Raw genomic sequence first — 20,065 nt, 5'->3', positions numbered from 1 at the left:
GCCCCTCACCGGGATGGCACTGGACGATGGTCCGCATCGCCAGATGCCAATCCGACCTCTCCCCGCGGAAGAGTGGGGAGAGGTTAAGTTGCCGACTTCCGCAAAATCTTCACCAGCTCCCCATGCACGTACTCGTTGCCGCACACGACGTGCCCGGTGAGGAGCGGGTCGCCCGGTGTCGCGATGTCGCTCACGGTGCCACCGGCTTCGCGCACCATCAGCATGCCGGCGGCGATGTCCCAGGATTGCAGATTGCGCTCCCAATAGCCGTCGAGGCGGCCGGCGGCGACGAAGGCGAGGTCGAGCGAGGCGGCGCCGAAGCGGCGCAGGCCGGCGACGCGGTCCTGGATCGCGGTCATCTCGCGGCGGAACTCCTCGTGGTCGCCGCGGCCGATATGGGGCAGGCCGCAGGCCACCACGCATTCGTTGAGCTGACGCCGGCCGGCGACGCGCAGGCGCTGGTCGTTGAGGAAGGCGCCCTTGCCGCGCTCGGCGATGTAGAGCTCGTCATTGGCGGGGTTGTAGATCACGCCGGCGATCACCGTGCCTTCGCGGGCGAGGCCGATCGAGATCGCGAATTGCGGGATGCCGTGCAGGAAGTTGGTGGTGCCGTCCAAGGGATCGACGATCCAGGTGTGGCTCTTGTCGGTGCCCTCGCGGGAGCCGCCTTCCTCGCCGACGAAGCCGTAGCCGGGCCGGGCCTTGGCGAGGTCCTGGTACAGGATCTCCTCCGCGCGCTTGTCGGCGAGGGTGACGAAGTTCGCCGGCCCCTTCAGCGAGACCTGCAAATGCTCGATCTCGCCGAGATCGCGCTTGAGGCTGCGGCCGGCGCGGCGCGCGGCCTTGACCATGACGTTGATAGTGGCGGAATACAGCATGAGCTCTAGGTCTTGATCGGGGGAATTGGCGCAGAAACACGCCTGTTTGAGGGACTGGGTGCCCCGTGAGGGGCCCCGCGTCAAGTCATTTGGCCCCGAGCCATTTCCTTGCCGCGGCCTCAGCCTTGGAGCGGTCCTCGGCCGGCAGATCGGACAATTGCTTGTCGAGCTCCGGATCGCCCTTGCCACTGGTTTTGGCCACCAGGTGCCATTTGAAGCCCTCGATCTTGTCCGCGGGCGCGCCCATGCCGTTGATCAGCACCCAGGCGAGGCGGTTCTGCGCGATCGCGCTGCCCTGGCGCGACGCCTTGCGGAGCAACGCGACGGCCGCCGGCTGGTTCTTCGGGGTGCCGGTGCCGTTGAACATGGCGATGGCGTATTCGACCTCGGCATCCACATTGTCCGCGAGCGATGCGGCCTGCAGCAGCCGCACCGCCCGTTCGGGGTCCTTCGGCACCCCGGTGCCTTCCTTGTAGAAGGTCGCGAGCGCGTATTGGGCCTCGGGCAGGCCGGCATCCGCGGCCTGGCGCAACAGCTCGGCGGAACGCTTGACGTCCTGCGGCAGGCTCTGACCGTCGAGATAGAGCAACGCGAGGTTATAGGCCGCCTTGGGCTCGCCGAGCTTGGCGGCGGAGGCCATCAGCTTGACCGCCTCGCCCTTGTCGACCGGGCCGCCGCGGCCGGAGATGCGCAGCATGGCGAGCGCGAACATCGCCTCGCGGTCGCCGGCATCAGAGGCGCGCTTGTACCATTCCAGCGCCTTGGCGTAGTCGCGGCGGATGCCCATGGCATTGGAATAGAGCTCGCCCAGCATGGTCATCGCCTTGGGATCGCCGGCAGCGGCGCGGGCGGTGGCGAGCTCGAACGCCGTCTTGTACTGGCCGCGCTGATAGGCGCCGAACACCAGGTCGACACCGGGGGTGTCGGCCGGCGGCGCCGGGATCACGGTCGCGGGCAGTTGAGGTTTTGGAGAAGCGGTCGGCTTGGGCGAGGCCGAAGGTTTCGGCGCCGGCGCAGCCTCCTTCTTCTTGGCGGGCGGAGGCGCCTTGTTGGCAGGCGACTTGGGCTTCTGCTTCTCGGCCGCAGGGCTCGGTGTCGTGGCGGGCGGCGTGATCTGGAGCTGTGCGGCCGCGGGCGCCGCGAGCAGCAGCGTGGCCAAAATGGTGATGCGCTGGAGCTTCATGTCGGACGCTAGCCGTGCTCCTGACCGGCAGTATCTCGAGGGCCAGGCGCCGTCGCATGGGCCTTCTTGATCGCAGCATCGACCTCGACCAGCGCCGCCTTGGGCCCGCGCGGATCGGCCCAGATGAACTCGCCGACCAGCACGAAATCGGCGCCGCTGGCGGCGAAGTCGTAGGCCTCTCCCAGCGACGTCGCAAAGCCGACGCAGGGCGGCTCGAACAGCTCGGCCCACCAGTCCAGCCGCTCGGCAATCGCCTGCGACGAGGGCCGCTGTCCTTTCGCATCGGGCTCGCCGAACAGCAAATAGTCGGCGCCCAATTCGCCCGCATCCATGGAATGGTGCCGCGTCGTCAGCCCGCCCACGCCGGCGATGCGATCGGGCTTGAGCGATGGCAGCGCCTCCTTCAGCGCGGCGATGCCGGGCAAGTGTGCGCCGTCGGCGCCGCCACGTGCGACGAGCTCGGGATGGCCGTCGACGAGCAGTGCTGCGCCCGCCTTCTGCACCGCCGGCGCCAGCGCCTTGATGCGCGAGATCATGCTGCGCTGGTCGGTCTCCTTCAGCCGCAGCAGCACGGCCGCGACATCGGCTGAGGCCAGCAGGCCCGGCAATTCGGCGACCAGCGCAGCGGGATCATCGACGACGGGCGTCGCGAGATAGAGGCGCGGCGCCGGGCGCGGCGGAGGCGGTTTGTTCGACAAGGTCTAGGCTGCCTTCTTTTCCAGGCTGCTTTGCCATTCGCCCTTGGAGGCGAGGCCGTTCATGCGCGCGCGATGGCTGAACGCGCGCTGGCCGGCCGCGACATTCTCGGCCTTGCCTGACCAGGTCTTCTGCGGCGCGGCCTGCAGCGCGCGGCCGTAGGAGAAGGTCAGGCCCCAGGGCAGCGGGCCGAGTTTGTGCATGGCGTTGAGATGCGCAGTTGCCTCCTCGTCCGACTGGCCGCCGGAGAGGAAGGCGATGCCGGGGACTGCCGCCGGCACGCAGGCCTTGAGCAGCCGGATCGTCTTCTCCGCGACTTCCTCGACGGAAGCCTGCTTCGGTGACTTCTTGCCTGAGATCGCCATGTTCGGTTTCAGCACCATGCCTTCGAGCGCGACGCGCTGCACGCGCAATTCCTGGAACGTCTTGTTGAGCACGCGCTGGGTCACGTCATAGCAGCGGTCGATGTCGTGGTCGCCGTCCATCAGCACCTCAGGCTCGACGATCGGCACGATCTGCGCGGCCTGGCACAGCGCCGCATAGCGCGCCAGCGCATGGGCGTTGACGCTGATCGCTGTCATGGAGGGGATGCCGCTGCCGATATCGATCACCGCGCGCCATTTGGCAAAGCGCGCGCCGCGCTCGTAATACTTCTTCAGCCGTTCGGCGAGTTTGTCGAGCCCGACGGTGACGAGCTCGCCGGGGCACATCGGCAGGGCCTGCGTGCCTTCGTCGACCTTGATGCCGGGAATGGCCCCGCTCTGCTCGATCAGCTTGATGAGGGGCGTACCGTCCGCGGCGTCCTGCCAGATCGTCTCGTCATAGAGGATCACGCCGGAAATATACTGGCTCATGGCTTCGGTCGAGCGGAACAACATCTCGCGATAGTCGCGGCGGTTGGTTTCGGTCGATTCCACGCCGATCGCGTCAAAGCGCTTCTTGATGGTGCCGGAGGATTCGTCGGCGGCAAGGATGCCCTTGCCTGGGGCGACCATGGCGGTCGCGATCCTGTTGAGCTCAGTCAGATTCATCGAGAGGTCCTCCCAAAACGATTCTGCCCTTGCCCGTGAAAATAGACCGTTCTCGGGCAATTGCCGAGTTAACGTTCGTCGCAGGGTAGGGGGAGGTCAGTTGGGTAAATGCCTGGGCGGGCTGGGCGACCCTTCACCTCTCCCCGCCTGCGGGGAGAGGTCGGATCACATCGCAGATGTGATCCGGGTGAGGGGGACAGGTCTATCGATAGGGCACAACTCGCGGAGGGAGCCCCTCACCCCGACCCTCTCCCCGTAAGAACGGGGAGAGGGAGGGATGGGGCGGGTCTCACGCGACCTTCGGATCCAGCTCGCCCTTGGCGTAGCGCTTGGCCATCTCGGCGGTGGTCAGGACCTTCTTGATCTTGGAGGCCTGCCCTGCGGTGTTGAACTCCTGCAGGCGCTGCTTGCACAGCTTCGTCATCGCTTCCATCGCCGGCTTCAGGTACTTGCGCGGATCGAACTCCTCCGGATTGTCCTTGAGCACTTTCCGGATCTGGCCGGTCATGGCCATGCGGTTGTCGGTATCGATGTTGATCTTGCGCACGCCGTTCTTGATGCCGCGCTGGATCTCGGCCACCGGCACGCCCCAGGTCGGCTTCATCTTGCCGCCATAGGCGTTGATGATGTCCTGCAGGTCCTGCGGCACCGACGAGGAGCCGTGCATGACGAGGTGCGTGTTCGGCAGCTTGCGGTGGATCTCCTCGATCACGTTCATGGCGAGGATGTCGCCGTCGGGCTTGCGGGTGAACTTGTAGGCGCCATGCGAGGTACCCATCGCGATCGCGAGCGCGTCGACCTTGGTCTCCTGCACGAACTTCACGGCCTCGTCCGGATTGGTCAGGAGCTGGTCGTGGCTGAGCTTGCCTTCGGCGCCGTGGCCGTCTTCCTTGTCGCCCATGCCCGTTTCGAGCGAGCCGAGCACCCCTAACTCGCCTTCCACCGAGATGCCGCCGAGATGGGCCATGTCGGTCACGGTCTTGGTGACGCCGACATTGTAGCTCCAGTCGCCCGGCGTCTTGCCGTCGGCCTTGAGCGAGCCGTCCATCATGACGGAGGTGAAGCCGGCCTGGATCGCGGTCATGCAGGTCGCGGGCTCATTGCCGTGGTCGAGATGCACGCAGACGGGGATGTGCGGATAGATCTCGGTGACGGCGTCCATCATGTGCTTGAGCATGACGTCGTTGGCGTAGGAGCGCGCGCCGCGCGAGGCCTGGATGATGACGGGCGCGTCGACCTGGTTGGCCGCGTCCATGATCGCCAGCGCCTGCTCCATGTTGTTGATGTTGAAGGCCGGTACGCCGTAATCGTTCTCCGCCGCATGGTCGAGCAATTGACGCAACGTGATCCGAGCCATGTGTGTTTTTCTCCCGTTTGGGCCTGCAAGCTGACTTGAAAGGCCGACTGACTACTTGACGCGCAGGACTTCGACGCCGGGCAGGGGCTTGCCTTCCATCCATTCAAGAAATGCGCCACCGGCGGTCGAGACATAGGTGAAGTCGCCGGCCACATGGGCCTGGTTGAGCGCTGCAACCGTGTCGCCGCCGCCCGCGATCGAGATCAGCTTTTTCGCCTTGGTGCGTCCGGCCGCATGCTTGGCGGCCGCCACGGTGCCGCGGTCGAACGGCTGCATCTCGAACGCACCGAGCGGTCCGTTCCAGACCAGCGTCGCCGCATCGTCGATCGCGGCCTGGACGCGCACGACCGATTGCGGGCCGACGTCGAGGATCATGCCGTCGGCCGGGATCGCATCGAGACCATAGGCGTGCGAGGGCGCATTCGCCGCGAAGTGATAGGCGACGGTGGCGTCCACCGGCAGGATGATGGCGCAGTTGGCGGCTTCGGCCTTCTCCATGATGCGCACCGCGGTCGGCGCGAGATCCTTCTCGGCCAGCGACTTGCCGATGGCGACGCCCTGGGCGTGCAGGAAGGTGTTGGCCATGCCGCCGCCGATCACGAGCGCGTCGACCTTGGTGACGAGATTTTCGAGCAGGTCGATCTTGGTCGAGACCTTTGCGCCGCCGATGATGGCGATGACCGGCTTTGTCGGCGAGCCCAGCGCCTTCTCCAGCGCATCGAGTTCGGCCTGCATGGTGCGGCCGGCATAGGCCGGCAGCTTGTGACCGAGGCCTTCGGTCGAGGCGTGGGCGCGGTGCGCGGCCGAGAACGCGTCGCTGACCCAGATGTCGCCGAGCTTTGCCAGTTCCGCGACGAAGGCGGGATCGTTCTTCTCTTCCTCTTTGTGGAAGCGGGTGTTTTCCAGGCAGAGAATGTCGCCATCCTTCAGAGCCGCCACGGCCGTGGCCGCGGGCTCGCCGATGCAGTCATCGGCAAACGCCACGGGCTTCTTCACGACCTTCGACAGCGCTTCGGCGACGGGCTTGAGCGAGTCCTTGGCATCGCGGCCCTTGGGCCGGCCGAAATGCGCGAGCAGGATGACCTTGCCGCCCTTGTCCGAGATTTCGGTGATGGTCGGCGCGACGCGCTCGAGCCGGGTCGCATCGGTGACGCGCCCGTTGTCCATGGGCACGTTCAGATCGACGCGCAGCAGCACGCGCTTGCCCTTCACGTCGACGTCGTCGAGGGTGCGGAATTTGTTGGTCATCGGACGCTTCCTTGTCCCGGGTGCTGCGCCAGCCGCAAAGCGGTGCGCTGCAGAACCGGGACCTACGCGGGGAGATGGGTCCGGCTCTGCGGAGCAGCGCAAGCGCGCCGCTCCGCGTCCGGGACACGAGAGCGGCGTTAGATCACCTTCGCCATCGCGACGGCGGTGTCCGCCATGCGGTTCGAGAAGCCCCACTCGTTGTCGTACCAGGACATCACGCGCACCAGCGTGCCGTTCTGCACCTTGGTCTGGTCCTCGTGGAAGGTCGAGGAGTGCGGGTCGTGGTTGAAGTCGATCGAGACGTTCGGCGCATTGGTGTAGCCGAGGATGCCCTTGAGCTGCTGCTCGCTGGCGCGCTTCATCGCCGCGTTGATTTCCTTGGCATCGGTGGCGCGCTTGGCGACGATCTTGAGGTCGACGACCGAGACGTTCGGGGTCGGCACGCGGATCGCGACGCCGTCGAGCTTGCCCTTCAGCTCGGGCAGCACGAGGCCGATCGCCTTGGCGGCGCCGGTCGAGGTCGGGATCATCGACATCGCAGCCGCGCGGCCGCGGTAGAGATCCTTGTGCAGCGTGTCCAGCGTCGGCTGGTCGCCGGTATAGGCGTGGATCGTGGTCATGAAGCCGGTCTCGATGCCGACGAGATCGTTCAGCACCTTGGCGACCGGCGCGAGGCAGTTGGTGGTGCAGCTTCCGTTGGAGACGACGAGGTGATCCTTGGTCAGCGTGTCGTGGTTGACACCGTAGACGATGGTGGCGTCGGCGCCGTCGGCGGGCGCGGAGACCAGCACGCGCTTGGCGCCGGCGGTCAGATGCGCGCTGGCCTTGTCCTTCGAGGTGAAGATGCCGGTGCACTCGAGCGCGATGTCGACGCCGAGATCCTTCCAGGGCAGCTTCGAGGGATCGCGCTCGGCGGTCACCTTGATCTTGCCGCCGCCGAGGTTGATCGAGTCACCATCGACGGTCACGGTGCCGGGAAAGCGGCCATGGACGCTGTCGAAACGGAGCAGATGGGCGTTGGTCTCGACCGGGCCGAGATCGTTGATGCCGACGACCTCGATGTCCTTGCGGCCCGACTCGGCGATAGCCCGCAGCACGTTGCGGCCGATGCGGCCAAAACCGTTGATTCCGACGCGGACTGCCATGTTTCGTCTCCTTCAATGACCGTTGTCGTCCCGCACAACGCGCTTTGCGCGCCAGCGAGGGTTTTTTAGGGGCGGACGCCCGGTTCGGCCGGACGGTGCTTGATCATATGCGACGTTACGTAGTCCTTTTTTTTGACAAGCTCAACTCTCAGGAAACGCGCTTCAGCACGGCGTTAACCGCAGCCTCGGCGGTAATGCCGAAATGCTTGTAAAGCTCCTTCGCCGGGCCGCTTTCGCCGAAGGAATGCATGCCGATGAATTCGCCATCCTGGCCGATCACGGCATCCCAGCCCCAGCGTACTGCAGCCTCGATCGCGACCTTCACCGGCGCATTGCCGATGACGGCGGCCCGCTTGGCTTCTGGTTGCGCTAACAAAAGCTCGAGCGAGGGTACCGACACCACCCGTGACGCGATGCCGCGCTCGGCGAGCTGCTTCTGCGCGGCAACCGCGATCTCGACCTCCGAACCCGATGCGAACAGCGACACCTTGGCTTCGCCCTGCGCCGGAACCAGTTCATAGGCACCCGCGGCGCAAGGGTTGTCGTTCGGCGCGGTGGTGCGGAGCTGCGGCAGGTTCTGCCGCGTCAGCGCCAGCACGGTCGGGCCGTCGACGCGGTTCAGCGCCAGTTCCCAGCACTCGGCGACCTCTATGGAATCGCAGGGGCGGAACACGCGCATGTTGGGCATGGCGCGCAGTGCGGCGAGATGCTCGACCGGCTGATGGGTCGGACCGTCCTCGCCGAGGCCGATGGAGTCGTGGGTCATCACGTAGACGACGCCGGCGCCCATCAGCGCCGCGAGGCGCATCGCCGGCCGCGCATAATCGGTGAAGACGAGGAAGGTCGCGCCGTTCGGCGCAAAGCCGCCGTGCAGGAAGATGCCGTTCATCGCCGCGGCCATGCCGTGCTCGCGGATGCCGTAATGGATGAAGCGGCCCTTCGGCGTCTTCGCCGAGAAGGCGGTCGCCGACTTCGCCTTGTTGTTGTTGGAGCCGGTGAGGTCGGCCGAGCCCGCCAAGAATTCCATCGGCATTGCGGCTGCGATCGCCTCGATCGCCGCTTCCGACGATTTGCGCGTGGCGGCGACGAGCGGCTTCTCCAGCAGCTCCTTCTTGTGCGCGCGCAGCGCCTTCGCCAGCGAGGCCGGACGCTCATGGCGCAGGCGGCGCTCGAACTCGGCGCGCTTGCGGCTGCCGAGCTCGCCCAGCCGCGCTTCCCATTCCTGACGTGCCGCAGCGCCGCGGCTGCCGGCCGCACGCCAGGCCTTCAGCACGTCGTCGGCGACCGTGAACGGCTCGAGCGAGATGCCGAGATTTTCCTTGGTGGCCTTGAGCTCGTCGGCCCCTAGCGCCTCGCCGTGCACCTTCGAGGTGCCGGCCTTGTTCGGCGCGCCGAAGCCGATGGTGGTGCGGCACGCGATCAGCGTCGGTTTGTTGGATTTTTTCGCGCGCGTGATCGCAGCGGCGATCGCGGCCTGGTCCTGGCCGTCGATCTTCTCGGCCGCCCAGCCGGCGGACTTGAAGCGCTTCACCTGGTCGACGGAATCGGCGAGCGAGGTCGGGCCGTCGATCGAGATGCCGTTGTCGTCGTAGAGCACGATCAGCTTGTTGAGCTTCCAGTGCCCGGCCATCGCAATCGCTTCCTGCGAGACGCCTTCCATCAGGTCGCCGTCGGAGGCGAGCACATAGGTGTGGTGGTCGACGATCTTCTTGCCGAACTCGGCGGCGAGCATCTTCTCGGCGAGCGCCATGCCGACCGCGGTCGAGATGCCCTGGCCGAGCGGGCCGGTCGTGGTCTCGATGCCCTTGGTGCGGAAGTTCTCGGGATGTCCGGGGGTGAGCGAATCGACCTGGCGGAACTGCTTGATCTGGTCCAGCGTCATCTCGGCATTGCCGGTGAGATACAGCAGCGAATAGAGCAGCATCGAACCGTGGCCGGCCGACAGCACGAAGCGGTCGCGGTCCGGCCAGGCGGGCGCTGAGGCGTCGAATTTCAGGAACTGCGTGAACAGCACCGTGGCGATGTCGGCGGCGCCCATCGGCAGGCCGGGATGGCCCGATTTCGCCTTCTCGACAGCGTCCATCGAAAGGCCGCGGATGGCGTTGGCCATACGGGTGTGGTCGACCTGCGTCATGTCTGAAATCCGTCTGAAATGAGGCGCTTGGCGTGCACGCCCGCGCGGGGAAGGAGCCTTTCGGCCGCTGGAGGTCGCGGCTGGGATAGCACCTCAGTTCCGCGAGTCCAAGGCAATCAAACGCCGGTTTGACCGCAAAAGTTGCCTCTGTGGAGACCGGTTCTGCGCCCGGATCGTGCCGGCGGCAATCGACGATCCGGACGATGTCCCTCCGATCTATCGGTGTACAATTTCGGGGCGGCGTTGCGCTCGGCTAGCTTGCCACGTAAATTTCTGCTTCTAACCGCTTGCCGAACCGAGTCTTTTGCCGGGTGGCAAGCTCCAGGGAAAGGCCACTGGGCAAAGGCCGCCAGGTTCCGCCGCTGACTGCATGAACGATCGCGTGTCCAACAGCTCTGCCATGACGGAGTCGTCCGCCGTCGAGATCGAGATCGCGACCCGCAGGCTCATGGCGGCGCTCGATGCGCTCGAAAGCGCGGTCGAGCGGCGACGCGATGCCGATCGCGACGAGAACGAGCTCGCGGCGCGAATCCAGGCGCTCGGCGCGGACCGTTCGCGACTGGCCGACGAGCTCGACGGCGCGCTGGTGAAGGCGCGCAAGCTCGAGCGCACCAATCGCGAGATCTCCGACCGGCTGGATTCCGCGATCGTCACGATACGCTCGGTGCTCGATACCGGAGAGGATGGATGAGCCACATCAACGTCACCATCAATGGCCGGCAATACCGCATGGCTTGCGAGGAGGGCCAGGAGGTGCGGCTGCTCAAGCTCGCCGAAACCCTCGAGACACGCATCCAGTCGCTGCGCGGCAAATTCGGCGAGATCGGCGATGCACGCCTCACCGTGATGGCCGCGCTGACCGTCTGCGACGAGCTGATCGACACCAGCAACCGCGTCCGAACCCTCGAGCAGGAGCTGACCGAGCTCCGGGATTTCCGCAACGCCGCGGTCGAGCGCGCCCGCATGACCCAGACCGCGGTGGTGAACGCCCTGAATGCCGCCGCCGAGCGCATCGAGAAGTCGACTCAGGTCCTGAACCGCACCGTCGGCAACGGGATTGCGATCGGCTGAGGCTCTTCGGAAGACTCGATCAGCTTGTTGGGTTCGATGTGTCCGCGGTCTCAACCTCTCCCGCTTGCAGGAGAGGTCGGCGCGAACGCCGGGTGAGGGCTCTCTCCTCCAGGGGGTTCTCGCCCGAGGAGACACCCTCTCCCCAACCCTCCCACGCAAGCGGGGGAGGGAGCGCACTTCCGCCGCGGCTCGCGGCACGCCTCATTACGTCGAAGCTCGCATTTCCGCCGGGCTGGCGATTCATCGGTATCGTTGTTACATTGCCCAAGCGAAGCTGCGACGTGCGTCAGGAGCCATATATCCCCGGGGCCTTATCGATCCTTTAGGGAACTGTCCCTGGCCGGGCCCGTGGGCCCGGACATATGGTGCCCACCTACTTTCGTAGGGAACTCCGGGATCGAGTGCTTCAACGGCGTACGCGGCTTCGCACTCGATGTTTGCTTGGTTTGTACTTGTTGAAACGACTGCGGCCAGTTCAACAGGTGTCATGCCCCGGCTTGACCGGGCCATCCAGTACGCCGGCCCTTGTGTGAATCACGACCGCCTCTGGAATACTGGATCACCCGCTCCAGTGCGCAATGGCGCACAAGGCGGGTGATGACCTTGGGGGACCAAAGCGCATGTCCAACTCCAAATCCGAGCTCCGTGCCAAGGCCCTCGCCAAGCGCGATGCGCTGAGCGAGAAGAAGCGCACGGCTGCGGCCGCCAAGCTCGCCAAGCGCGGGCTGCCGTTCGAGCTATTGCCGGGCAGCATCGTCTCCGGTTATTCGCCGATCCGCAGCGAGATCGATCCGATGCCGCTCCTCAAGCGGCTTGCGGAGCAGGGCGCCAGGCTGGCGCTGCCTTGCGTCACCGCGCGTGGCCAGTCGCTGATCTTCCGCATCTTCCATCCGAACGACCGCCTGATGCTAGGCCCGCTCGGCATTCCCGAGCCGTCGCCTGCAGCCGCTGAAGTCATCCCCGACGTCATGCTGACGCCGCTCGCCGCCTTCGACCGTCTCGGCCATCGCGTCGGCTATGGCGCCGGGCATTACGATTTCACCTTCGCGCATTTGCGCAAGGCCAAGCACATCGTCGGCATCGGCCTTGCTTTTGCGGCGCAGGAGATCGAGGCGGTTCCGGCACTATCCCACGACGTGGCGCTGGATTATGTGCTAACGGAATCGGACGTGTTCGATTTCCGGAGTCCTGAAGTTGCGCATTCTCTTCGTGGGTGACGTCGTCGGCCGTAGCGGGCGCGAGGCCGTCGCCGAATATCTGCCCGGCATGGTCAAGGACTGGTCGCTCGATTTCGTCGTGGTCAACGGCGAGAATTCGGCCGGCGGCTTCGGCATCACGGAAGCGATCTACCAGGAGTTTCTCGAGGCCGGCGCCGATGCGGTGACGCTCGGCAACCACTCCTGGGACCAGCGCGAGGCCCTGGTGTTCATCCAGCGCGCCGACCGCCTGGTGCGCCCCGCAAACTATCCGCGCGGCACGCCCGGCCGCGGCGCCGCTCTGGTCGAGGCCAAGAACGGCAAGCACGCCCTCGTCGTCAACGCGCTCGGCCGCGTCTTCATGACCCCGTTCGACGATCCCTTCGCCGCGCTCGAGCGCGAGTTAGGGGCCTGTCCGCTCGGCGTCGCCGCCGATGCCATCGTCGTCGATTTCCATTGCGAGGCGACCAGCGAGAAGCAGGGCATCGGCTTCTTCTGCGACGGGCGCGCCAGCCTCGTCGTCGGCACCCACACGCATGTGCCGACCGCCGACCACCAGATCCTCGCAGGCGGCACCGCCTACATGACCGACGCCGGCATGACCGGCGACTACGATTCCATCATCGGCATGCAGAAGGAAGAGCCGCTGCGCCGGTTCACGTCAGGCATTCCGTCGAGCCGCTTCGAGCCGGCAGCCGGCGCTGCAACCCTCAGTGGCGTCGCGGTAGAGACGGACGACGCAACGGGCCTCGCGCTCCGCATCGCACCGGTGCGCGTCGGCGGAAGACTGGAGCCGACGACGCCGAAGTTCTGGTTGAGCTAGCTTGCGCGGCAAACAACCACTGCACCTTCTCCCCTTGCGGGAGAAGGTGGCGCGAAGCGCCGGGTTCTATCAGCGAGCTCGACTGCGAGAGGCTCGCCCGCAAGGGGAGAGGGTGCAGTGTCAATCGCGGCGAGACTCACTCCGCCGTCTGCTCCCGCAGCTCCGCCACATCCTTCGCCGTCAGCATCGAGCCCTTCGCACCGAATCGCGCCGTGACGTAGTTCGCCACCGCCGCGATCTCGTCGTCGGTATAGGCATTGCCGAACGCGGGCATCGACAGCGCACCGTCAGGCGTATGCCGCTTGGTGCCCGAGATCACGATCTGCGCGACGTTGGTGGCGGCGGGGTCGTTGACGGCCCAGGTGCCGGTGAGCGTCGCCATCGGCGACACCGGGCTCTCGCCGCTCCAGCCATGGCAGCTGGCGCAGGCGCTGGCGAACACCTTCTTGCCGCGCGCGTCCGCTGTCACGCCGTCGCGGTGCGAGGCGGGGGCGACGGGTGCCGTAGATGCCGGCAGGTCGGGCGAGGGCTGCGGCGGCACGCTGCGCAGGTAGGCAACGATGCTGCTGATGTCCCCTGGGGTGAACTGGCTAAAGCTGTGGTCGACCGCTTCACCCATCGGGCCCGAGGCCGAGCCGTGGCCCGGCGCATGGCCGAGCGACAGATACGAGATCAGATCCTGGTCGCTCCAGTTGCCGAGACCGGTGGCCTTGTCCGAGGAGATGTTGAAGGCGCGCCAGCCCGCCGTGATGGCGCCGGCGAACTTCTTGCGGTTATCGAGCGCGAAGCCGAGATTGCGCGGCGTGTGGCACTCCCCGCAATGCGCCAGCGCCTCCGCAAGATACGCACCACGATTCCACTCCGGGCTCTTCGACGTGTCCGGCGCAAAGCGCGTGTCCGGATTGAACACGGCCGACCAGAAGATCATCGCCCAGCGCTGGTTGAACGGGAATGACAGCGTGTTGTCGGGCGCCCTGGCACGCACCGCCGGCAGGCTGAACAGATAGGCCTTCACCGCCAGCACATCCTCATCGGTCATGAACGTGTAGGACGTGTAGGGCATCGCCGGATAGAGCCGCGCGCCGTCACGCCGCTTGCCGTGCTGGACCGCGTTCAAGAAGTCCTGGTCGCTGTAATTGCCGATGCCGGTGTCCCTGTCCGGCGTGATGTTGGTCGAATAGAGCGTGCCGAACGGCAGCTTGAAGGCGAGCCCGCCGGAATAGTCCTTCTCGCCCGGCTTGGTGTGGCAGACCATGCAGTCGGCGGCCTTGGCGAGATATTCGCCGCGTTCGACCAGGCTCGCATTCTCCAGCTTGGCCGGCACGCCGGTCGGCTTGCCGGCGCGGTAATCCGCCAGCGCCACCTTGGTGCTTCCGGCAAAGTCGAGCGGGCCGGGCCCGCGGATGATCCAGACTCCGAGCGCCACCGCGACGACGGCGATCACGACGAGACTCGAGAGGATACGCATCTTGCCGCTCATGCCTTCTTCCCCGCAGCCAGCAGTTTCCGATCGATCGGCAGGCGCCGCAGCGCCACGCCGGTTGCCGCGTAAATCGCGTTGCGCAGCGCCGGCGGCCCCGCCGTCGTACCGGTCTCGCCGATTCCGCCGGGCGCCTCGCCGCTCTTGACGACGTGAACCTCGATCTTGGGCATCTGGTTGATCCGCAGCATCCGGTAGTCATGGAAGTTGGATTGCTGGACGCGGCCCTTGTCGATGGTGACCTCGCCGTAGAGCGCGGCGGTCAGGCCGAAGACCAGCCCGCCCTCGAGCTGGGCCATGATCGTATCGGGATTGATGGCAATGCCGGTATCGACCACAGAGGTGGCGCGTCGCAGATTGACCTCGCCCTGCTCGTCGACTTCCGCTTCCACGACAGTGGCGATGAAGCTCCCGAATGACGGCTGCAGGCACACTCCGCGCCCGACGCGCGCCGGCAAGGGCTGCCCCCAATTGGACTTCTCGGCCGCGAGGTCGAGGACGGAGAGGAAGCGCGGCGAATTGGCGAGCATGCCGCGGCGAAACTCGACCGGGTCCTTGCCCGCCTTGCGCGCCAATTCGTCGACGAACGACTCGACCGCAAACACGTTGTTGTTGGGGCCGACCCCGCGCCAGAATCCAGTCGGGATCGCCGGCGGTTCGGCCCGGACATACTCGACTTGGAAATTCGGGATCTCGTAGGGCACGTCGACGGCGCTGTCGACCGCGTCGATATCGATACCCTTCTGGAACGCCGGCGGCAGCCAGCGCGCGAGGATCGCAGCGCCGGCGATCTTGTACTTCCAGCTGGTGATCTTGCCGCCTGACAAGGTTGCCGCGATCGTGTCGCGATAGACCGGACGGTAGATGTCGTGCTGAATGTCCTCTTCACGGGTCCACACCACCTTGACCGGCCCGTCGACCTGTTTGGCGATGCGTACCGCGGTGACCACCATGTCGGGCTCGAGCTTGCGGCCGAAGCCGCCGCCCAGCAGATGGTTGTTCACGGTCACCTTCTCGACAGCGAGCCCGGCGGCCTTGGCCGCCTCCGACTGCACGCGCGCCATGATCTGCGTGCCCGTCCAGATCTCGCAGGAATCAGGCTTGCAATGGACCGTGGCGTTCAACGGCTCCATCGTCGCGTGGGCGAGAAACGGCAATTCGAACGAGGCCTCGAATTTTTCACCGGCCGCGAGGCCCTTGGCGACGTCGCCGGTGGCCTTGGCGACCACGCCGTCCTTGGCGCTGGCGGCGCGCAGATCGTCCCAGATCGCTTTCGAATTCAGCTTGGCGTTCGGTCCCTCGTTCCATTCGATGTCGAGCGCATCGAGGCCTTTCTTGGCCGCCCACATGTGATCGCCGACCACGGCGACGAGATCGTCGAGCACGACGATCTGCCGCACGCCCGGAATCTTCTTCGCGGCCCGGTCATCGACCTTGCCGACCTTGCCGCCGAACACCGGGCACTGCGCCAGGGTCGCGAATTTCATGCCCGGCACGATGGCGTCGATGCCGTAGACGGCCTTGCCGTTCACCTTCTCGGGCGTGTCGAGCCGCTTCAACGGCTGGCCGATATAGACGAAATCCTTGGGGTCTTTCAGCGGGACGTTCTTGGGCGGTGTCTGCCCGCTCGCGGCCGCCGCCAGCGCGCCATAGGCGAGTGCCCGGCCGCTCGCCTGGTGCGTCACGATACCCTTCGAGGTCGTGCAGCTGGCGGGATCGACGCTCCATTGTGCGGCCGCGGCCTGCACCAGCATGGTGCGTGCGCTGGCGCCGGCTTCGCGCAGCGGCTTCCAGAACGCGCGGACCGATGAGGAGCCCCCGGTCGCCTGGATGATGAAGAGCGGATTGCCGTACAGCTTTTCGTTGGCCGGTGCGTGCAGCAGCTGAACCTTCGACCAATCCGCGTCGAGCTCTTCCGCCAGGATCATCGAGATCGCGGTGTAGATTCCCTGTCCCATCTCGACCTGCGGCATCACCAGCGTGGTCACACCTTCCGGATCGATGCGGATGAAGGCATTCGGTGCGAACTTGCCGTCGGTCTTGTCATCCGGCTGGACCGGCTCGTTGATGGCGGCGCGCAGCGGCAGGTGGAAGGCGAGCAGGAATCCGGAGGCGAGGCCGCCGGTGAGAAGCGCGCGGCGGGAGATGTCGTTGTGTGCGTTCATGGCGGGTCTCACGACTGCTTGCCGTTGGCGGCGTGCTTGATGGCCTCGCGGATGCGGACATAGGTGCCGCAGCGGCAGATGTTGCCGGCCATCGCGGCGTCGATGTCGGAATCGTCGGGGTTTGGCGTCGTCGCCAGCAGTGCGGCCGCCGCCATGATCTGGCCGGACTGGCAATAGCCGCACTGGACCACCTCGGCCTCGAGCCAGGCCTTCTGCACCTTCGCGCCCGCAGGCGTGCTGCCGACATGTTCGATGGTGGTGATGGCGCGGTTCGCGACCGCGCTCACCGGCAGCACGCAGGAACGCACCGCCTTGCCGTCGACATGCACCGTGCACGCGCCGCACTGCGCGATGCCGCAGCCGAACTTGGTGCCGGTCATGCCGAGGATGTCGCGCAGCACCCACAGCAAGGGCATTTCAGGTGGTGCGTCGAACGATTTCGTTTCCCCGTTGATGGTGAGAACAGTTGCCATGTGCATCCCCTTGCTCGACGAGCGCTTGCGGCGTCGCCGATTTGCGCGCGACCATAATCATATCGATGCGAAGCGAAGAAGCATCGAAATTTCCGGCAATGCATATTTGCGCGATCGAAGCGTCAGGCCATGACGTTCACGAATTTGTGCGGCAATCATCGCGGCGTTTTTGGGTTAAAAGATATGATAATCGTCATATTTTGACGCATTTCGCCGCAAGCGCCCCCGATCGTCGCAAATCGTCGTGCGAATGTGCAAAGCCGTGCGATGACGAAATTCGTGCGATTGGAAAAGTCGGCGGCCGCCAGGAAGTCACCTGCGATAGCTCTATCTTGCTGGAGAAGACGGCGATGAGAATTGGTTATTTCGGAATAATAGCATTATGCCCCTGTTTTGCCCGACGAGTCAAAGCGCGCCACGGCATGTCGGCATAAGCCATTGCTTCCGCACACCCCGCCTACTGTGCATGGGGTTGTTTTCGAACTCTTGGTCGAGTTGAGCGCGAGCGGCGTCGTCTGCCGCGCGATCTGCGCGATCAGATTGACGACGTTGCCGATCGCGGCGGAGGACTCGCGCAGGCGGTCGACATTGGCGCGCGCTTCCTGCGGCGCTGGCGTCGTCGGCGAGCTTGCCGGCCGCGCGGACCTGCGCCCCGATGCCTTGCGCCGACTGGGCGAACTTGTCGGCGGCGTGGGCGAAGGTGGATGCGGTCGACTGGGCGGCGTTGGTGGGACCTGTCAGGGCGTTGGTGCGGTCGCGAATGGCGGCCAGCCTCACCGCCATCGCCTCGGCGCCGCCGGCCATCGAATTGGGGCGCGCTCGAGCTGGCGGATCATGGCCCCGAGCTCGAGTTCCAGCGGTTCCAGGACGTCCCTGGCCGAATCGCCCTCATTGGCCGGAACGGGCTCGGAAATGGCCGCCGGCTGCGCAGCTGCGGGGGGCCGCCGGCGCAGCCATATCCGGCCGACGCTTCCGAAACAGTCCGAATGCCATCAGGTATCTCTTGCCGGGGGGCGGGCGGACGCTATTTTCGCAGGCCAGGATGAAATCAGGGTTAACAATGCCCGACCTCTGGGCACGGACCATTCCGCCGGCTAACTTCACAGTGCTAGCTTGACGCGTCAGGGCCCTTTGATTCCGCTGGGTTGGCGGCCTATAAGGCCGCGCTTCCCACGCTCACCTTTGGCTGACTATTCCTCAAGAGACCACGCATGGCCGGACATTCCCAATTCAAGAACATCATGCACCGCAAGGGGCGGCAGGATGCGCAAAAGTCGAAACTGTTCGGCAAGCTGGCGCGGGAAATCACCGTCGCCGCCAAGCTGGGGACGCCCGACCCCGCCATGAACCCGCGCCTGCGCGCCGCCGTGATCGCCGCACGCCAGGAGAACATGCCGAAGGACAATATCGAGCGCGCCATCAAGAAGGCGGCCGGCAATGACGGCGAGAACTATGACGAGATCCGCTACGAGGGCTATGGCCCGGGCGGCGTCGCAGTCATCGTCGAGGCGCTGACCGACAACCGCAACCGCGCGGCCTCGGACATCCGCTCCTTCTTCACCAAGTCCGGCGGAAATCTCGGCGAAACCGGCTCGGTCTCGTTCATGTTCGACCGCACCGGCATCATCGAATATGACCGCAGCGTCGCCTCCGACGACGCGGTGCTGGATGCCGCGATCGACGCCGGCGCCGACGACGTGATCTCCGGCGAAGGCGGCCACGAGATCTATGCCTCGACCGAAAGCTATCGCGACGTCGCCAAGGCGCTGGAAGCCAAGTTCGGCGAGCCGCGCAAGGCCGCGCTGATCTGGAAGCCGCAGAATACGGTGTCGGTCGACGACGAAACCGGCGAGAAGCTGCTCAAGCTGATGGACCTGCTCAACGAGCACGACGACGTCCAGAACGTCTACGCCAATTTCGAGGTGTCGGACGCGCTGATGGCGAAGATGGGCGGGTAGGGGCACGAAGGCTCCACTTCCCCTGTTACTTCCGTTCTGTTTCTGTTTCCCCCGCCGCGGCCAGCCGCTATCACTGGCCCATGACTGCGCTTCCGATTCGTGGCCCCGTTCGCATCATCGGCATCGACCCCGGCCTGCGCCGCACCGGCTGGGGCGTGATCGAGGCTGAGGGCAACCGCCTGGTCTACGTCGCCTGCGGCTCGGTGGAACCGCCGGACGATCTGCCGCTGTCGAGCCGGCTGCTCGCGATCCACGAAGGTCTCGCGTCCGTCCTGTCCAGCCACCAGCCGATCGAAGCCGCGGTCGAGCAGACTTTCGTCAACAAGGACGGCGTTGCGACGCTCAAGCTCGGCCAGGCCCGCGGGGTCGCCATGCTGGCGCCCGCAATGTTCGGCATCAGTGTTGCCGAGTACGCGCCGAACCAGGTCAAGAAGACGGTGGTCGGCGCCGGCCACGCCGACAAGCAACAGATCGCGATGATGCTGAAGATATTGCTGCCCAAAGCCGAGCCGCCGTCGGCGGATGCCGCCGACGCGCTCGCCATCGCCGTCACCCACGCCCATCACCGCCAGGGCAGGGCGCTCAGGCTGAAGGTGGCGGGGTTATGATCGGCAAGCTCAAGGGCCTGATCGACTCCTACGGCGAGGACTTCGTCATCCTCGACGTCGGCGGCGTCGGTTACCAGGTGCACTGCTCGTCGCGCACGCTGCAGCATCTGCCTTCGCCCGGCGAAGCCGCCGTGCTGTCGATCGAGACTTACGTCCGCGAGGACCAAATAAAACTGTTCGGCTTCCGCACCGACCAGGAGCGCGAATGGTTTCGCCTGCTCCAGACCGTACAGGGCGTCGGCGCCAAGGTCGCGCTCGCGGTGCTCGGCACGCTGGCGCCGGGCGATCTCGCCAATGCCATCGCGCTGCGCGACAAGGCGGCGGTGTCGCGCACGCCCGGGGTCGGCCCCAAGGTCGCCGAGCGCATTGTCACCGAATTGAAGGACAAGGCGCCGGCCTTCGCCAGTGTCGATCCGGCCGTCGTGCATCTCGCCGGCGCCGTCGACGACCAGCGCGCGCCGCGCCCGGTTGCCGATGCGATCTCCGCGCTGGTCAATCTGGGCTACGGCCAGCCGCAGGCGGCTGCCGCGATTGCATCGGCCTCGCGCAGCGCGGGTGAAGGCGCCGAAACGGCGCAGCTCATCCGGCTCGGCCTGAAGGAACTGGCGAAGTGAGCGAT

The 20,065-nt window shown here is 65.9% G+C and carries 18 protein-coding genes, 1 other RNA gene and 1 pseudogene; 8 read left to right on the top strand and 12 right to left on the bottom strand.

Going from position 1 to position 20,065, the window contains the following annotated elements; genetic code table 11:
• Window positions 1-83 precede the first annotated feature (83 nt).
• From ACRQ5Q_RS37065 to tkt, 8 genes are all read right to left on the bottom strand, one after another.
• Window positions 84-878 (bottom strand): inositol monophosphatase family protein, encoded by a 795-nt coding sequence (locus ACRQ5Q_RS37065; protein WP_439370517.1) that lies wholly within the window; start codon window positions 876-878, stop codon window positions 84-86.
• A gap of 85 nt (window positions 879-963) precedes the next feature.
• Window positions 964-2,061, bottom strand: a complete 1,098-nt coding sequence (locus ACRQ5Q_RS37060) for an HcpA family protein (RefSeq protein WP_439394791.1) — start codon at window positions 2,059-2,061, stop codon at window positions 964-966.
• A gap of 8 nt (window positions 2,062-2,069) precedes the next feature.
• Window positions 2,070-2,759, bottom strand: coding sequence for a thiamine phosphate synthase (locus tag ACRQ5Q_RS37055; RefSeq protein WP_439370515.1), 690 nt, complete (start codon window positions 2,757-2,759; stop codon window positions 2,070-2,072).
• A 3-nt stretch (window positions 2,760-2,762) separates the two neighbouring features.
• On the bottom strand, window positions 2,763-3,788 hold the full coding sequence (locus ACRQ5Q_RS37050) for a class I fructose-bisphosphate aldolase (RefSeq protein ID WP_439394789.1): 1,026 nt from the start codon (window positions 3,786-3,788) through the stop codon (window positions 2,763-2,765).
• Window positions 3,789-4,077: 289 nt separating this feature from the next.
• Window positions 4,078-5,145, bottom strand: coding sequence for a class II fructose-bisphosphate aldolase (gene fba / locus ACRQ5Q_RS37045; RefSeq protein ID WP_439394788.1), 1,068 nt, complete (start codon window positions 5,143-5,145; stop codon window positions 4,078-4,080).
• A 51-nt stretch (window positions 5,146-5,196) separates the two neighbouring features.
• Window positions 5,197-6,393, bottom strand: a complete 1,197-nt coding sequence (locus ACRQ5Q_RS37040; protein WP_439394786.1) for a phosphoglycerate kinase — start codon at window positions 6,391-6,393, stop codon at window positions 5,197-5,199.
• A gap of 137 nt (window positions 6,394-6,530) precedes the next feature.
• Window positions 6,531-7,538 carry a type I glyceraldehyde-3-phosphate dehydrogenase gene (gene gap, locus ACRQ5Q_RS37035; protein ID WP_439370511.1) on the bottom strand — a complete coding sequence of 336 codons (1,008 nt, stop codon included), beginning with the start codon at window positions 7,536-7,538 and terminating at the stop codon, window positions 6,531-6,533.
• Window positions 7,539-7,686: 148 nt separating this feature from the next.
• The gene (gene tkt / locus ACRQ5Q_RS37030) at window positions 7,687-9,672 is read right to left on the bottom strand and encodes a transketolase (protein ID WP_439394784.1); all 1,986 of its coding nucleotides are present in this window, start codon (window positions 9,670-9,672) and stop codon (window positions 7,687-7,689) included.
• Window positions 9,673-10,042: 370 nt separating this feature from the next.
• On the opposite strand from tkt, the gene ACRQ5Q_RS37025 reads away from it, so the two are divergent.
• From ACRQ5Q_RS37025 to ACRQ5Q_RS37005, 5 genes are all read left to right on the top strand, one after another.
• Window positions 10,043-10,363: a DUF4164 domain-containing protein gene (locus ACRQ5Q_RS37025; protein ID WP_020608063.1), complete on the top strand. Its 321-nt coding sequence runs from the start codon at window positions 10,043-10,045 to the stop codon at window positions 10,361-10,363.
• Complete coding sequence (locus ACRQ5Q_RS37020; protein ID WP_061025095.1) at window positions 10,360-10,743, top strand: cell division protein ZapA; 384 nt, start codon at window positions 10,360-10,362, stop codon at window positions 10,741-10,743. Before ACRQ5Q_RS37025 ends, ACRQ5Q_RS37020 begins: the two co-directional genes overlap by 4 nt.
• A gap of 268 nt (window positions 10,744-11,011) precedes the next feature.
• A non-coding RNA gene (gene ssrS, locus ACRQ5Q_RS37015) (6S RNA) lies at window positions 11,012-11,172 on the top strand.
• A 191-nt stretch (window positions 11,173-11,363) separates the two neighbouring features.
• Window positions 11,364-11,960, top strand: coding sequence for a 5-formyltetrahydrofolate cyclo-ligase (locus tag ACRQ5Q_RS37010; protein WP_439370509.1), 597 nt, complete (start codon window positions 11,364-11,366; stop codon window positions 11,958-11,960).
• On the top strand, window positions 11,938-12,762 hold the full coding sequence (locus ACRQ5Q_RS37005) for a TIGR00282 family metallophosphoesterase (protein WP_439370508.1): 825 nt from the start codon (window positions 11,938-11,940) through the stop codon (window positions 12,760-12,762). Before ACRQ5Q_RS37010 ends, ACRQ5Q_RS37005 begins: the two co-directional genes overlap by 23 nt.
• A gap of 136 nt (window positions 12,763-12,898) precedes the next feature.
• Here the strand turns inward: ACRQ5Q_RS37005 and ACRQ5Q_RS37000 are convergent, their stop codons facing one another.
• From ACRQ5Q_RS37000 to ACRQ5Q_RS36985, 4 genes and pseudogenes are all read right to left on the bottom strand, one after another.
• Complete coding sequence (locus ACRQ5Q_RS37000; protein WP_439370507.1) at window positions 12,899-14,242, bottom strand: c-type cytochrome; 1,344 nt, start codon at window positions 14,240-14,242, stop codon at window positions 12,899-12,901.
• Window positions 14,239-16,407: a molybdopterin cofactor-binding domain-containing protein gene (locus ACRQ5Q_RS36995; RefSeq protein ID WP_439370506.1), complete on the bottom strand. Its 2,169-nt coding sequence runs from the start codon at window positions 16,405-16,407 to the stop codon at window positions 14,239-14,241. The genes ACRQ5Q_RS37000 and ACRQ5Q_RS36995 overlap by 4 nt, the downstream gene beginning before the upstream one ends.
• A gap of 8 nt (window positions 16,408-16,415) precedes the next feature.
• Window positions 16,416-16,880, bottom strand: coding sequence for a (2Fe-2S)-binding protein (locus tag ACRQ5Q_RS36990; protein ID WP_439370505.1), 465 nt, complete (start codon window positions 16,878-16,880; stop codon window positions 16,416-16,418).
• A gap of 488 nt (window positions 16,881-17,368) precedes the next feature.
• A pseudogene (locus tag ACRQ5Q_RS36985) lies at window positions 17,369-17,873 on the bottom strand (methyl-accepting chemotaxis protein); the annotation flags it as partial.
• A 218-nt stretch (window positions 17,874-18,091) separates the two neighbouring features.
• Between ACRQ5Q_RS36985 and ACRQ5Q_RS36980 the strand changes: the two are divergent.
• The 3 genes from ACRQ5Q_RS36980 (at window position 18,092) to ruvA (ending at window position 20,060) form a co-directional block, all read left to right on the top strand.
• Window positions 18,092-18,838 (top strand): YebC/PmpR family DNA-binding transcriptional regulator, encoded by a 747-nt coding sequence (locus tag ACRQ5Q_RS36980; protein ID WP_439370504.1) that lies wholly within the window; start codon window positions 18,092-18,094, stop codon window positions 18,836-18,838.
• 80 nt (window positions 18,839-18,918) lie between these two features.
• The gene (gene ruvC, locus ACRQ5Q_RS36975) at window positions 18,919-19,446 is read left to right on the top strand and encodes a crossover junction endodeoxyribonuclease RuvC (protein ID WP_439370503.1); all 528 of its coding nucleotides are present in this window, start codon (window positions 18,919-18,921) and stop codon (window positions 19,444-19,446) included.
• Window positions 19,443-20,060 (top strand): Holliday junction branch migration protein RuvA, encoded by a 618-nt coding sequence (gene ruvA, locus ACRQ5Q_RS36970; RefSeq protein ID WP_439370502.1) that lies wholly within the window; start codon window positions 19,443-19,445, stop codon window positions 20,058-20,060. The genes ruvC and ruvA overlap by 4 nt, the downstream gene beginning before the upstream one ends.
• Window positions 20,061-20,065 lie beyond the last annotated feature (5 nt).

The organism is Bradyrhizobium sp. PMVTL-01 (genome assembly GCF_051861855.1).
Taxonomy (GTDB): Bacteria; Pseudomonadota; Alphaproteobacteria; order Rhizobiales; family Xanthobacteraceae; genus Bradyrhizobium.
This window is presented reverse-complemented; position numbering and strand designations above follow the sequence as displayed.

Excerpts from the sequence above, each read along its gene's own strand:
- ACRQ5Q_RS37065 (WP_439370517.1), bottom strand. The coding sequence starts at position 878 with ATGCTGTATTCCGCCACTATCAACGTCATGGTCAAGGCCGCGCGCCGC.
- ACRQ5Q_RS37060 (WP_439394791.1), bottom strand. The coding sequence starts at position 2,061 with ATGAAGCTCCAGCGCATCACCATTTTGGCCACGCTGCTGCTCGCGGCG.
- ACRQ5Q_RS37050 (WP_439394789.1), bottom strand. The coding sequence starts at position 3,788 with ATGAATCTGACTGAGCTCAACAGGATCGCGACCGCCATGGTCGCCCCA.
- fba (WP_439394788.1), bottom strand. The coding sequence starts at position 5,145 with ATGGCTCGGATCACGTTGCGTCAATTGCTCGACCATGCGGCGGAGAAC.
- ACRQ5Q_RS37040 (WP_439394786.1), bottom strand. The coding sequence starts at position 6,393 with ATGACCAACAAATTCCGCACCCTCGACGACGTCGACGTGAAGGGCAAG.
- gap (WP_439370511.1), bottom strand. The coding sequence starts at position 7,538 with ATGGCAGTCCGCGTCGGAATCAACGGTTTTGGCCGCATCGGCCGCAAC.
- tkt (WP_439394784.1), bottom strand. The coding sequence starts at position 9,672 with ATGACGCAGGTCGACCACACCCGTATGGCCAACGCCATCCGCGGCCTT.
- ACRQ5Q_RS37025 (WP_020608063.1), top strand. The coding sequence starts at position 10,043 with ATGAACGATCGCGTGTCCAACAGCTCTGCCATGACGGAGTCGTCCGCC.
- ACRQ5Q_RS37020 (WP_061025095.1), top strand. The coding sequence starts at position 10,360 with ATGAGCCACATCAACGTCACCATCAATGGCCGGCAATACCGCATGGCT.
- ACRQ5Q_RS37010 (WP_439370509.1), top strand. The coding sequence starts at position 11,364 with ATGTCCAACTCCAAATCCGAGCTCCGTGCCAAGGCCCTCGCCAAGCGC.
- ACRQ5Q_RS37000 (WP_439370507.1), bottom strand. The coding sequence starts at position 14,242 with ATGAGCGGCAAGATGCGTATCCTCTCGAGTCTCGTCGTGATCGCCGTC.
- ACRQ5Q_RS36995 (WP_439370506.1), bottom strand. The coding sequence starts at position 16,407 with ATGAACGCACACAACGACATCTCCCGCCGCGCGCTTCTCACCGGCGGC.
- ACRQ5Q_RS36990 (WP_439370505.1), bottom strand. The coding sequence starts at position 16,880 with ATGGCAACTGTTCTCACCATCAACGGGGAAACGAAATCGTTCGACGCA.
- ACRQ5Q_RS36980 (WP_439370504.1), top strand. The coding sequence starts at position 18,092 with ATGGCCGGACATTCCCAATTCAAGAACATCATGCACCGCAAGGGGCGG.
- ruvC (WP_439370503.1), top strand. The coding sequence starts at position 18,919 with ATGACTGCGCTTCCGATTCGTGGCCCCGTTCGCATCATCGGCATCGAC.
- ruvA (WP_439370502.1), top strand. The coding sequence starts at position 19,443 with ATGATCGGCAAGCTCAAGGGCCTGATCGACTCCTACGGCGAGGACTTC.